Source organism: Streptomyces polygonati, assembly GCF_042650325.1.
Classification (GTDB): domain Bacteria; phylum Actinomycetota; class Actinomycetes; order Streptomycetales; family Streptomycetaceae; genus Actinacidiphila; species Actinacidiphila polygonati.
This window is the reverse complement of record NZ_JBHSBB010000053.1, coordinates 83678-96816: the sequence shown is the minus strand read 5'-3', so window position 1 is coordinate 96816 and position 13139 is coordinate 83678. Positions and strand designations below refer to the sequence as shown.

11 protein-coding genes are annotated in these 13139 nt (G+C 72.5%); 7 read left to right on the top strand and 4 right to left on the bottom strand.

Going from position 1 to position 13139, the window contains the following annotated elements:
- Positions 1–178: 178 nt before the first annotated feature.
- From ACFO3J_RS35730 to ACFO3J_RS35710, 5 genes are all read left to right on the top strand, one after another.
- Entirely contained in the window at positions 179–1144 is a 966-nt protein-coding gene (locus tag ACFO3J_RS35730; RefSeq protein WP_386438995.1) for an A/G-specific adenine glycosylase, read from the top strand.
- A gap of 190 nt (positions 1145–1334) precedes the next feature.
- The gene (locus ACFO3J_RS35725; RefSeq protein WP_386438992.1) at positions 1335–1865 is read left to right on the top strand and encodes a SigE family RNA polymerase sigma factor; all 531 of its coding nucleotides are present in this window, start codon (positions 1335–1337) and stop codon (positions 1863–1865) included.
- Positions 1853–2539, top strand: a complete 687-nt coding sequence (locus ACFO3J_RS35720) for a hypothetical protein (protein WP_386438989.1) — start codon at positions 1853–1855, stop codon at positions 2537–2539. The genes ACFO3J_RS35725 and ACFO3J_RS35720 overlap by 13 nt, the downstream gene beginning before the upstream one ends.
- 4 nt (positions 2540–2543) lie before the next feature.
- Entirely contained in the window at positions 2544–3239 is a 696-nt protein-coding gene (gene cseB / locus ACFO3J_RS35715; protein WP_386438986.1) for a two-component system response regulator CseB, read from the top strand.
- Positions 3239–4516, top strand: a complete 1278-nt coding sequence (locus ACFO3J_RS35710; protein ID WP_386438983.1) for an ATP-binding protein — start codon at positions 3239–3241, stop codon at positions 4514–4516. Before cseB ends, ACFO3J_RS35710 begins: the two co-directional genes overlap by 1 nt.
- A gap of 26 nt (positions 4517–4542) precedes the next feature.
- Here ACFO3J_RS35710 and ACFO3J_RS35705 read toward each other — a convergent pair whose 3' ends face one another.
- The 3 genes from ACFO3J_RS35705 to ACFO3J_RS35695 all read right to left on the bottom strand — a co-directional run bounded on the left by ACFO3J_RS35705 (position 4543) and on the right by ACFO3J_RS35695 (position 9981).
- Entirely contained in the window at positions 4543–6705 is a 2163-nt protein-coding gene (locus ACFO3J_RS35705) for a SpoIIE family protein phosphatase (RefSeq protein WP_386438980.1), read from the bottom strand.
- On the bottom strand, positions 6705–8852 hold the full coding sequence (locus tag ACFO3J_RS35700; RefSeq protein ID WP_386438977.1) for a SpoIIE family protein phosphatase: 2148 nt from the start codon (positions 8850–8852) through the stop codon (positions 6705–6707). The genes ACFO3J_RS35705 and ACFO3J_RS35700 overlap by 1 nt, the downstream gene beginning before the upstream one ends.
- Positions 8853–9021: 169 nt before the next feature.
- Positions 9022–9981 (bottom strand): quinone oxidoreductase family protein, encoded by a 960-nt coding sequence (locus tag ACFO3J_RS35695; RefSeq protein ID WP_386438974.1) that lies wholly within the window; start codon positions 9979–9981, stop codon positions 9022–9024.
- 135 nt (positions 9982–10116) lie between these two features.
- On the opposite strand from ACFO3J_RS35695, the gene ACFO3J_RS35690 reads away from it, so the two are divergent.
- Positions 10117–10572, top strand: coding sequence for a MarR family winged helix-turn-helix transcriptional regulator (locus tag ACFO3J_RS35690; RefSeq protein ID WP_386438971.1), 456 nt, complete (start codon positions 10117–10119; stop codon positions 10570–10572).
- Between the two features lie 82 nt (positions 10573–10654).
- Here the strand turns inward: ACFO3J_RS35690 and ACFO3J_RS35685 are convergent, their stop codons facing one another.
- The gene (locus ACFO3J_RS35685; RefSeq protein WP_386438968.1) at positions 10655–12238 is read right to left on the bottom strand and encodes an MDR family MFS transporter; all 1584 of its coding nucleotides are present in this window, start codon (positions 12236–12238) and stop codon (positions 10655–10657) included.
- Between the two features lie 248 nt (positions 12239–12486).
- Here ACFO3J_RS35685 and ACFO3J_RS35680 point away from each other — a divergent pair, with 248 nt between their 5' ends.
- Complete coding sequence (locus tag ACFO3J_RS35680; protein WP_386438965.1) at positions 12487–13071, top strand: TetR/AcrR family transcriptional regulator; 585 nt, start codon at positions 12487–12489, stop codon at positions 13069–13071.
- Positions 13072–13139 lie beyond the last annotated feature (68 nt).

The window sequence follows — 13139 nt, the reverse complement described above, 5'->3', positions numbered from 1 at the left end:
ATCATCACGTTTACTCGTGCGGGTGATCGGTTCCGCGCGGCCGTACGGTCGCGGTCCGTGATCCTCCCTCGCCGAGTGTCGCCGACTGTCGCCGGCATGTCGCGGACGTCGCGGAACGTCGCCGATCGTCACGGTCCGTTCGGGTCCGGTCTCCCGCGTATGCGAGGATCGAACCGTCATGAGCACAGACTTCCGCGACACCGCCGCACCCTCGTCCTCCCCCCTTGGGCCCCTCGGGCCCACCGCGACCGCCCCCGCCCCGGCCTCCGCCGCGACGACCGAGCTGCACGGCCTGGTCATCGACTGGTTCGACGAGCACGCCCGGGACCTGCCGTGGCGCCGCCCGGACGCGGGCGCCTGGTCGGTGATGGTCAGCGAGTTCATGCTCCAGCAGACCCCGGTCAGCCGGGTGCTGCCGGTGCACGCCGAGTGGCTGGCCCGCTGGCCGCGCCCGGCCGACCTCGCCCGGGAGTCACCCGGCGAGGCGGTACGCGCCTGGGGCCGGCTGGGCTATCCCCGCCGCGCGCTGCGGCTGCACGCGGCGGCCACCGCCATAGCGCAGCAGCACGGCGGCGAAGTCCCGTACGACCACGCGGAGTTGCTGGCGCTGCCGGGTGTCGGCGAGTACACCGCGGCGGCGGTGGCCTCGTTCGCGTACGGGCGGCGGCACATCGTGCTGGACACCAATGTCCGCCGGGTGTTCGCCCGGCTGGTGACCGGCGTGGAGTATCCGCCGAACGCGACGACGGCCGCCGAACGCCGCACCGCGGGCTCGCTGTTGCCCCCGGACGAGGAGACGGCGGCCCGCTGGGCGGCGGCCACCATGGAGCTGGGCGCGCTGGTGTGCGGGGCCCGCTCCCCCGAGTGCGGGGCCTGTCCGGTGGCGGCACGCTGCGCCTGGCGGCTGGCGGGTTCCCCCGCGCACGAAGGGCCGCCGCGCAAGGGCCAGTCGTACGCCGGCACCGACCGCCAGGTACGCGGCCGGCTGCTCGCCGTCCTGCGGGCGTCGACCGGGGCTGTGCCGAAGGCGGCGCTGGACACGGTGTGGCACGAACCGGTGCAGCGGGCCCGCGCGTTGGACGGCCTGGTCGCCGACGGGCTGGTCGAGCCGCTGGACGGCGACCTGTTCCGACTGCCGGTCTAGCACCCGCCGGTCCACCCGCTCCGCCCCCTTTGTCCTCGCCGTTACACAACCGATGGGCCGCTGAGCGTCCGCCGAGCGCTCACGGTGAGGAAAGCCCAACATCCGCTCCGTAGCGTCGCATCGTCGGCCGGTGGGAGAGCATCCCCGCCGGCCGCGGCACGAGGCGACAGGCGATGGGGTGGAGGCACCGATGACGGCGAGCGGCGCGGTACTGGAGTTCGAGGAGTATGTGAGGACCCGGCAGGACGCCCTGCTGCGCAGCGCGCGCCGGCTGGTCCCCGATCCCACCGACGCCCAGGACCTCGTGCAGACCGCGCTGGTGCGCACCTTCCCCCGCTGGGACGGCATCAGCGACAAGGCCCTGGCCGACGCGTACATGCGGCGCGTGATGATCAACACCAGGACCGAGTGGTGGCGCGGTCGCAAGCTGGACGAGGTGCCCACCGGCGAACTGCCGGACGCCAGCGTGGACGACGGCGCCGAGCAGCGGGCCGACCGCGAGATGCTGCGCGACGTGCTCCAGGTGCTCGCGCCCAAGCAGCGGCAGGTCGTCGTGATGCGGCACTACGGCCAGCTGACCACCGAGGAGACCGCCCGGGCGCTCGGAATGTCCACGGGTACGGTGAAGAGCACCCTGCACCGGGCGCTGGCCCGGCTCCGCCATGAGCTGGAGCACGGCAGATACGGATATTCGCGCAAGGAGGACGTGTGCGCCGCATAGCCCCGATCGCCACGGCCTGCGCGCTGAGCTGCGCGTGTGTCGTGGCCGCGGGCTGCGGTACGACCGCCACCGGCGCCCGGCGGGAGGGTCCGGCCCCCAGCGTCACCATGAAGACCCCGCCCACCGCGGCGCCCGCGATCGCCTCCGACCCGGCGGCGCTGGCCGGGATGGTCCGCCGGGACACCAGCATCAGCGAGGACGTCCGCGAGGATCTCACCCCGTGCCGGGACGACACCTACCCGATGGACACCGACGCGGGGAATCTCACCGCCGGCGACGGCCCCGACCTGGTGGTCAACGTCACCACCTGCGGCGAGGGAATCGGGATCGCGGCCTATGTGTACCGGATGGTCGGCGGCAAGTACCAGTGCGTCTTCGCCGACGAACGCGGCCCGGTCTACGGCACCGTGGACGACGGCCGGCTGGAGGTGGTGCACGAGGTGTATCCGAGCGACGACCCGGTGGCCTTCCCGACCGGCGAGGACGCGGTGACCTACGTCTGGAGCGTCGACCGCTTCGTGCAGACCGCCCGCTCCTTCACCGACTTCGCCGCGGCCTCGCCGACCGCCTCGCCGGAGCCCACCTCGACCGAGCCGGCGGCGCCGCCGGACGCCGCGCCGCTGGACCCGGACCTGCCCGGGCCGGCCGCGACCCCGGCCGGGAAGGGGCACTGACCGCGTGACCGCCTTCCACACCCACCGTGCCACCCATGTGCTCTTCGTCGAGGACGACGACGTGATCCGCGAGGCGACCACCCTCGCCCTGGAACGCGACGGCTTCCAGGTCACCGCCGCCCCCGACGGCCTGACCGGCCTGACCGCCTTCCGCGCCGACCGGCCGGATCTGGCGCTGCTCGACGTGATGGTGCCGGGTCTGGACGGGGTGAGCCTGTGCCGCCGGATCAGGGACGAGTCGACGGTCCCGGTGATCATGCTGTCCGCGCGGGCCGACTCCATCGACATCGTGCTGGGCCTGGAGGCCGGGGCCGACGACTACGTCACCAAGCCGTTCGACACCGCCGTGCTGGTCGCCCGGATCAGAGCGGTGCTGCGCAGATTCCGCGCCAGTACGGCCCCTGAGGAGGACGGCGCCCCGATGTCCTTCGGCGACATCGCGATCGACGCCGAGGGGATGGAGGTCACCCGGGGCGGCGAACGCCTCGCGCTGACCCCGACCGAGATGCGGCTGCTGCTGGAGTTCGCCGCCTCGCCCGGCACCGTGCTGTCCCGCGAGCGGCTGCTGGAGCGGGTGTGGGACTACGAGTGGGGCGGCGACACCCGGGTGGTGGACGTCCATGTGCAGCGGCTGCGGGCGAAGATCGGCCAGGACCGGCTGGAGACGGTCCGCGGCTTCGGCTACAAGCTGAGGGCCTGATGTCCGGTTTCCCGCGCTTCCTCCGGCCCCGCCGCGGCTTCTTCCGCGGCGGGCTGCGCTGGAAGATCAGCGCGGCCATCGCCGTGGTCTCCGCGCTGGTGGCGCTGGCGCTGAGCCTGGTGGTGCACAACGCGGCCCGGGTCAGCATGATCAACAGCACCCGCGACGTCCAGGACGAACGGGTCCAGTCCGCGCTGCGGATCTACGAGGCCACCGGTCGGCTCGTCTTCTTCGCCGAACTCGACGACCGCGACCTGCCCAAGGAACTCAAGGCGTACGCGGCCAAGGGCCAGCGCGCCACCTACGTCCAGGACAACAACGCCGAGTCCCCGACCGTCTGGGCGGCCACCCCCGCCTCCGACGGGCACATATTGTCGCTGAAGAGCACCTTCAGCGACCGCTATTCGGTGCTGGACGACCTCGACCAGGCGCTGGTGGCCGGTTCGCTGGCGGTGGTGGTCGGCGGTACGGCGCTGGGGGTGCTGATCGGCGGCCGGATGTCGCGGCGGCTGCGGCTCGCGGCGACCGCCGCCCGCAAGGTGGCCGACGGCGACACCGAGGTCCGGGTCCGGGAGGCGATCGGCGGCCGGCGGGTGCGGGACGAGACGGACGAACTGGCCCGCGCGGTGGACGCGATGGCCGACGCCCTCCAACTGCGCCTGGAGGCCGAGCGCCGGGTCACCGCCGACATCGCCCATGAGCTGCGCACCCCGGTGACCGGGCTGGTCACCGCCGCCGAACTGCTGCCGCCCGGCCGCCCGGCCGAACTCGTCCGCGATCGGGTCCGCGCGCTGCGCACCCTGGTGGAGGACGTGCTGGAGGTGGCCCGGCTGGACGGCGCCGCCGAGCAGGCCGATCTGCAGGAGGTGGGTCTCGGCGACTTCGTGCGGCGCCGGGTGCGGACGCTGGCGCCGGAGGCGACGGTCGTGGTGGACGAGGACGCCGTCGTGCAGACCGATCCCCGGCGGCTGGAACGCATCCTCGGCAATCTGCTGGCCAACGCGGACCGCCACGGCCTCCCGGTGATCGAGGTGGTGGTGGACGGGCCCTTCGTCCGCGTCCGCGACCACGGCCCCGGCTTCCCGCCCGATCTGCTGCGCGAGGGGCCGAGCCGCTTCCGTACCGGCGTCCCCTCGCGGGCCGGCAGCGGCCACGGCCTGGGCCTGACCATCGCCACCGGCCAGGCCCGGGTGCTGGGCGCCCGCCTCACCTTCCGCAACGCGCCGCGCTCGGACGGCGGCGGCGCGGTCGCGCAGTTGCTGCTGCCCCGCGCGTGACGGTCCGGGGCCGATGGACCGGTGGACTACGCCGGCTCACCCGGGTTCGGTGCCCGGGTGCGGGCCAGCAGCAGCGCGATGTCGTCGTGGGTGGACTGCCCCTTCATCATGCCGGGCAGCACCACGCCCAGATTGCGCCGCGCCTGCGGCATCGCGCCCGGCGTCATCGTGGCGATCACCTCGGCGCACCGCCGGTCCAGCGAGCCGCAGGGGCGGGCGAGGGCCTCGCCCAGCCGGCGCATCCCGTCGTCCAGATCCGCGGTCCGGGTCTCGATCAGGCCGTCGGTGTACAGCGCGATGACGCTCCCCAGCGGCAGCCGCACCGTCACGGACTCGTAGGGCGTCTGGCCCAGGCCGATCGGCGGGCCGGTGGGCACCTCGGGGAAGGTGACCTGTCCGTCCGGCAGGACGATCGCGGGCGGCGGGTGGCCTGCGGACGCCATCGTGCAGCATCGGGTGGCGGGGTCGTACACCGCGTACAGGCAGGTGCCCGCCATCACCAGGGACGGCCGGCCGACCTCGCTGTCCTCCCCCCGGCCGCCCTGATTCCCCTCGATCAGGCGGACCACGAGCCGCTCCAACCGGGCGAGCAGGCCTTCGGGCGGCAGGTCCTGGTCGGCGAGCGTCTGGACGACCGTACGGAACTGGCCCATCATCGCCGCGGCGCTGATGCCGTGCCCGACGACGTCGCCGACCACCAGGCCGACCCGGTCGTCGTACAGCGGGATCACGTCGAACCAGTCGCCGCCGACGCCCTGGTGCGAGTCGGCCGGCAGATAGCGCCAGGCCACCTCGACCGCGCTGCCGCCCGACAGGTGCTGGGGCAGCAGATTCTGCTGGAGCGCGATGGACGCCGCCCGTTCACGGGTGAAGCGGCGCGCGTTGTCCAGGCTCAGCGCGGCCCGCCCGACCAGTTCCTCGATGAGGACGAGTTCGTCCCGGGAGAAGGCCATCGGATTGTCGGTGCGGACGAACACCGCTTCGCCCAGGACCTTCCCGCGTGCCTGGAGCGGGACGATGATCAGCGAGTGGACGCCGGTCGCCGCGATGACCCGGGCGCGGTCCGGGTCCTGTTCGAGCCAGGACCCCGGTGAGGTGTCCAGCACGGGTTCGTAGTGGCTCTCCCCCGAGAACAGCGGCCGGGTGAAGGGGGACTTGGGCGGTACGAAGACCACGTCGCCGATCTGCCACAGGGACTCCGGCGTGCCCTCGTGGATGGACGCCATGCCGGCCCGCCGGAAGACCGGGATCCGCGCGTCGGTGGACGGCAGCCGTTCCAGCGGTTCGCCGCCGAGCTGGACGGACTCCGCGAGGTCGACGGTGACGTAGTCGGCCATCAACGGCACCGCGACATCGGCGAGTTCCTGGGCGGTCCGCAGCACGTCCAGGGTGGTGCCGATCCGTTTGCTGGCATCGCTGAGCTGGAGGAAGTGCTGGCGGCCGCGCGATCGGGAGACATCGGTGGCCATGGTGCACACGCCCAGCGGCTCGCCGTCCGCGCCGTCGAGCCGGAAGTAGCTGGCCGAGAAGACCCGCTCCTGATCCTCGCCCGGCGGTGTCCAGCGGTACTCCCGCTCGATCACCGGCTCGCCGGTCTCGAAGACGCCGCGCTCGACGGCCTCGACCGCCCTGCCCTCGTGGCCGGGGTAGACCTCGGTGATCGTGTGTCCCAGCCGGTTCCGGCGCATCTCGGCGTCCCAGCGCCGGGACTCCGCGTTCATCCAGACGCAGCGCCCGTCGCGGTCGGTGATGGCCAGGGCGATCGGGGCGCGGTCCAGCAGCGCCGCCGATACAGGAGCCGGGCCCGGCGGCCGGCTGGCGGCCTCGGGCGGTACGTCCGCCGCCACGAACCAGTCGGTCCTGCCCTCGCCGCCGGACAGCGGGGTGACCTCGATCCCCAGGGCGACGCCCTTCCCGTCCCTGCCGCGCAATTCCGCCACCCCCGCCCACGCCTCCCCCATCCGGGTCCGCGCCGTCCACTCCGCCAGGTCCGCGCCCGCCCGGCCCGGCATCAGCAGGCAGGCGGCGGACCGGCCGACGACTTCCGCGGCGCGGTATCCCAGCAGGTCCCGGGCGCCCCGGGTCCAGCCCAGCACCGTGCCCCGGCTGTCGACGACCGCCGCCGCGACACCCGTACGGGAGGGCTCCGGTGTCCCCTCCCCGGGGTACCGGCCGGTGGGGTGGCCCATCAGAACCGTTTCCGGGCGGCGGCCTCCGCCGAGGTCAGCACCCGGGTACGGGCCAGCAGCAGCGCGATGTCGTCCTCGGAGGCCCCGCCCGTGCGCGGGTCGTCGGGGCTGCTGGCGGCCTCCTGCCAGGCGTGCGGTGTCATCGCGCCGACGACCTGCGAGCACAGCCCTTCCAGTGAGGTCCCGGCCCACGCCAGCGCGGCGCCCAGCCGGCCCATGCCGACGTCGAGGTCGGCGGTACGGGTCTCGATCAGGCCGTCGGTGTAGAGCGCGATCACGCTGTTCTCGGGCAGCTCCAGCGCGAAGGGCTCGTAGGACATCATGCCCAGGCCGATCGGGGGCCCGGCCGGCACCTCGGGGAAGTGGACCATGCCGTCCGGGTAGAGCACCGCGGGCGGCGGGTGGCCGGCCGAGGCCATGGTGCAGCGGCGGGTGACCGGGTCGTAGACCGCGTAGGCGCAGGTGCAGCTCATCACCGGGCCGGCGAAGCCCTCGGCATTGCCGTCCTGCTCGGTCATCAGGATGACCAGCCGATCCAGCCGGGCCAGCAGTTCCTCGGGCGGCAGGTCCTGGTCGGCGAGGGTGCGCATCACCGTGCGCAGCTGTCCCATCAGCGCCGCCGCGTTGATGCCGTGCCCGACGACGTCGCCGACCACCAGGCCGACCCGGGCGTCGGGCAGCGGGATCGCGTCGAACCAGTCACCGCCGACGCCCTCGTGCGTATCGGCCGGCAGATAGCGCGAGGCCAGCTCCACCGCCCCGCCGCCGGACAGGTTGTGCGGCAGCAGATTGCGCTGGAGCGCGATCGAGGCGGCCCGCTCGCGGGTGAAGCGGCGCGCGTTGTCCAGGCTCAGCGCGGCCCGGCCGACCAGTTCCTCGAGAAGCAGCAGATCGTCCGCGGAGAAGGGCGTCTTGTTCTCGGACCGGAGGAAGACGGCCTCCCCCAGCACCGTCCCGCGCGCCTGGAGCGGGACGACGATCAGCGAGTGCAGCCCGATGTCCTCGACGGTCGCGGCGCGGGCCCGGTCCTCTTCGAGCCAGCTGCCCGGCGACATGTCCAGCACCGGCTCGAAGTAGGTCTCGCCCGAGAACAGCACCCGGGCGAAGGGCGATGTCGGCGCGACGAAGACCGCTTCCCCGACCCGCCAGGGGGATTCCGGGATCCCCTCGTGGATGGAGGCCAGCCCGGCCCGGCGGAAGACGGGGACGCCGGACGCCGATGACGGCACCCTTTGCAGGGGTTCCTCGCCCAGCGGGACGGTCTCCCCCAGGTCGACCGAGACATAGTCGGCCATCAGCGGTACGGCGGCGTCGGCCAGCTCCTGAGCCGTCTTGATGACGTCCAGGGTGGTCCCGATCCGGTTGCCCGCCTGGCCGAGGATGAGCAGGTGCTGGCGGGCCCGGGACTTGTCGATGTCGGTGGCCATGTTGACCACGCCGATCGGCTCCCCGTCCGCGCCGTCCAGGCGGAAGTAGGACGCGGACAGCACCCGCTCCTCGTCCTCGCCGGGGATGTGCCAGGTGTACTCCCGCTCGATGATCGGCTCGCCGGTGTCCAGCACCTGCCGCATGGCGGACGAGATCGCCTTGCCCGGGTTGCCGGGCTGCACATCGGTCATCAGCCGTCCCAGCCGCTGCCTGCGCAGGACGCCGTCCTGGCGCTCGGCCGCGCTGTTCAGCCAGATGCAGCGCAGATTGGTGTCCCAGATGGACAGCCCGATCGGCGAGCGGGCCAGCAGCGCCGCCGACACGGAGGACCCGGCCGGCGACCAGGACGAAGCCTTGCCCGAGGGATCACTGCCAGTGACGAACCAGTCCGTTCGGCCGTCCCCGGTCAGCGGCGAGGCCTCCAGCATCATCCGTACGACCGATCCGTCCTTCACCCGGACCTCCACCACCCCCGACCACGGCTCCCGTGTCTGCTCCCGCCCGGCCCACGCCACCAGCTCGGCGGCCGTCCCGGAGCTCGCCAGCAGCCGCCCGGCCGACTGCCCGACCACCTCTTCCGCGCTGTACCCCGTGGCCCGCTCGGCGGCCCCGGTCCACCCCAGGACCACCCCTCGGGCGTCGACCACCGCGGTCGCGGCCCCGACCAGCCCGAGGGTGTCCTCGGCGGACCATGCGGTACCTCTGGTGGAATCGGCCATCACCTGCACCCCATCGATCGATGCGGTTACCTACGATTTACTCCTTTTTCGGCAGTCCTCACCAATTGTCCGTCACATCCGCCGGTGGCGCGGCCCGGGCGGCGCCGGACCCCGGCGGGCGGGGCGGGCCCGCCGAACCGGCTCCGACCGGCGCCGGCGGCTCAGGGGGTCAGGGGATCAGGACGATCCGCCGGCCGGGCTCGGCCGGGGTGTTCCACGCCTGCTCGACCCGGGCCAGCGGCATGGGCAGCGGGTCAACGGCCAAGGTGCCCGCGGCGATCTCGGCGGCGAGGGACGGGAGCTCGGCGACGATGCCGGCGGTGCTGACGGAGCCCTGACCGCTGCCCAGCACGGTGAGGTTCGCCGCGCGGAGCAGCGCGGCGGGCAGGGTGATGTCCTGGCCGGCCATGGAGCCGATCTGGATCCAGGCCAGGGCCCTGGAGCGGTCGGCGCGGGCGGTCAGCAGCGCGCGCATGGCCTGCTCGGTGGGCCGCCCCCACACGTAGTCGATGACGACGTCCACCTCGGCGGCCACCCGTCCGAGCCGCTCGGCGACATCCTTGTCGTCGCCGTCCAGAGCGACCACGTCGTCGGCTCCCAGACCCTTCAGCAGGTCGAGGCGCCGCGGATCGCGGCCGGCGCCGACCACGTGGCCGGCCCCGAGCTGCCGGGCGATCCGGACGGCCAGCCGCCCGGCGCCGCCGGTGGCCCCCAGGACCAGGACGGAGTCGCCGGGCCGGAAGGAGACCCGGCGGCGCAGGGCCACCCATGAGGACATGCCGGGGTTCATGGCGGCGGCCATCGGGACCGGGTCGGTGCCCGGCGGCAGCGTGACGGCCCGGCGGCGGTCGACGACGGCCCGCTCGGCCATGGTGCCCGGCCCGGTGTCCGGGGCGACGAAGTAGAGGAGCTCGCCCTGCGGGGTGCGGCCGACCGCGTCGATCCCGGGGACCAGCGGCAGCGCGCCGTCGGAGGTGTAGTGGCTGCCGTCGGCGGCCGAGCGCACCCGGGGGTGCAGGCCGGCCGCCAGGACGTCGACCAGGATCTCGTGCTCGCCGGAGGCGGTGGGGGCCGGGAAGCGCTCGAAGCGGGGCGGGGCGCCGAAGGAGCGGACGACTGCGGCGTACATGAGGGGTCTCCTGTCCGCCCCCGCCGTCGTGGCGGCCGGAAGCGCGAAGGGGTGACTGCCGCGACCATCTGGTACGCGGCACGAACTACTTCGAAGATAGTTCGCGCCGCGTACCAGGTCAACTAGAGTGACCCCATGACCACCGAAGCCACCCCGGCGGCGACTCCCGACGACCGCCCGCTGAACACGGTGGACGCCCTTGTGCAGCTGTCGTTCCTGACCCAGCGCGTCCTGTCGCTCACCGGCGCCGAGCACGACCTGTCGGTCGTCCAGATCAGGCTGCTGGGCATCCTGCGGGACCGGCAGGCCGGCATGCTCGAACTCGGCGGCCATCTCGGCCTGGACAAGTCCTCGATGACCGGCCTGGTGACCCGCGCCGAGAAGCGCGGCCTGGTCCGGCGCTCCCCCTCCCCGCACGACGGCCGCGCCGTCCTGGTCTCCCTGACCCCCCTCGGCCGTCGGCTCACCGCCGACTGCACCGCCGAGATCACCCGCCGCCTCACCGCGCTCACCGACCGGCTGACGGCCCCGCAGCGTGACCGGCTCACCGAACTGGCCACCGCCCTGCTGGACGCCCCGGCCGCCGGCTGATCCGGCCCGGAACGCACCCGGCCCCCGCCGTGACTGCCACGGCGGGGGCCGGAACACGGCCGGAGCGGCCGGGAGCGGGTGCTCAGATCGCGTCCGCCATCACCGGCGGCTCCTGCGACGACCCGGACTTGGGGGCCGCGCCGCGCAGCGGGGTCTCCACCAGGAACCAGGCGGCGACGAAGCCGATGACGCTGACCACCGCGCCCCACAGGAAGACGATGTGGGTGCCGGAGGCGACCGCGTGGAAGTAGGAACTCTTCAGCGCGGGCGAGAACTTGGCGATGGTGGCCGGGTCCAGCTGGGCGCCGTTCGAGGTGGCGGACGCGCCGGGGGCGCCGGCCATGCCGTCCTGGATCTTGTGGGTGAACAGCGCGCCGAACAGCGAGACGCCGAACGAGCCGCCGATCGTACGGAACAGGGTGGCGGAGGACGAGCCGACGCCGATGTCCTTCAACTCCACGCTGTTCTGGGCGATGAGCATGGTGATCTGCATGATGAAGCCCATGCCGGCGCCGAGCACGGCCATGAACACACCGGAGGTGAACCTGCTGGTGTGGACGTCCATGGTGGACAGCAGATAGAGGCCGACGGTCATCAGGCCGCCGCCGATGATCGGGAAGATCTTGTACTTGCCAGTGGCGGTGGTGACCCGGCCCGCGATCATCGAGACCGCCATCATCCCGAGCAGCATCGGCAGCAGCAGCAGACCGGAGTTGGTGGCCGAGGCGCCCTGGACCGTCTGCTGGTAGAGCGGCAGGAAGGTCATCGCGCCGAACATCGTGAAGCCGACCAGGAAGCCGATCAGCGAGATCAGCGAGAAGTTGCTGTTGCGGAAGATGTGCAGCGGCATCACCGGCTCGGCGGCGCGGGTCTGGCTGTAGATGAAGGCGGCGAGGCTGACCAGGCCGAGCACCAGCAGACCGAGGATCATCCCGGAGCCCCAGGCGTACTGCGTACCGCCCCAGGTGGTGAGCAGCACCAGCGAGGTGATGGCCACGGTCAGCAGCGCCGCGCCGAGGTAGTCGATCCGGCCCTGGCCGCGCTTCTTCGGCAGGTGGAGCACGATGGTGACCATGGCCAGCGCGACCGCGCCGATCGGCAGGTTGATGTAGAAGCTCCAGCGCCAGCCCCAGTTGTCGGTGATGGAGCCGCCGACCAGCGGACCGCCGATCATGGCTATCGCCATCACACCGGCGATCAGGCCCTGGTACTTGCCGCGTTCACGCGGCGGGATCAGTTCGCCGATGACCGCCATCACACCGACCATCAGACCGCCGGCGCCCAGGCCCTGGATGGCCCGGAAGGTGATCAGCTGGTCCATCGACTGCGAGGCGCCGGACAGCGCCGAGCCGACCAGGAACAGCACGATGGAGGTCAGGAAGATCCCCTTGCGGCCGTACATGTCGCCGAGCTTGCCCCAGATCGGGGTGGAGGCGGCGGTGGCCAGGGTGTAGGCGGTGACCACCCAGGACAGGTGGTTCAGGCCGCCGAGTTCGCCGACGATGGTCGGCATCGCGGTGCCGATGATCATGTTGTCGAGCATGGCGAGCAGCATGGCGATCATCAGGCCGACCATGACGACGCGGACACTGCGCTGGCGCGGCCCGGTCTCGGCCGCCGCCGCGAGCGGCACGCCTTCCGACGACTTCGAGTCTGTTTGGGACATGACCGGTTTGCCTCCCCCGGAGAGGGCGGTCGCTCCAGCCTCACGCGGCACGCGGCTCCGTGGCCGCGCGTCCACCCCGTGCTACTTACCTGCCGCCCGACTAGTTATCTGTACGGCATCAAGCTACGGACCTTACTAGCCGGGCGTCAAGTAAGTGCGTAGGGTCGGGGACAGGCCGTAACGTTGGCCGCTAGACATGTCACACCGTGACCGCGTTGTGACGCGCAGTACAGCAGGAGAGCGACGCCATGGCCACACCGCATCACCCGCGCCGGAGTGACACCCGGCGGCGTATCCAGGATGTCGCGCTGGAGCTGTTCTCCGAGCACGGTTACGAGAAGACCTCGCTGCGCGAGATCGCCGAACGGCTCGATGTCACCAAGGCGGCGCTCTACTACCACTTCAAGACCAAGGAAGACATCCTGGTCAGCCTGGCCGACGACCTGGCCGGGCCGGTGGACGAGCTGATCGCCTGGGCCGAGTCGCAGCCGCGCAATCTGGCCACCAAGCAGGAGATGCTCCGCCGCTACAGCGACGCGCTGTGGAACGCCGCCCCGCTCTTCCGCTTCATCCAGGAGAACCAGGCGACGGTCCGCGATCTGTCGATCGGCGAGTCGATCAAGAGCAGGGTCAACGCGCTGAACGAGATGCTCAAGGAGCCGCGCTCGTCGGTGTCGGCGCAGGTCCGCTGTATGACCGCGCTGTTCGCGATGCACGCGGGGATGTTCGCCACGCAGAACATCGAGGGCGACCCGCAGGAGAAGCGCGCGGCCATCCTGGAGGTCGCCCTCGATCTCGTCGCCCAGGCGGAGGCGAGCGTCGTCCCGGGCTGAGCCGCCGGTGGGGGAACCCGGGAGGGTCCCGCACCGACTCGGTCGTTCATCCTTACGGGTCCCCGTCG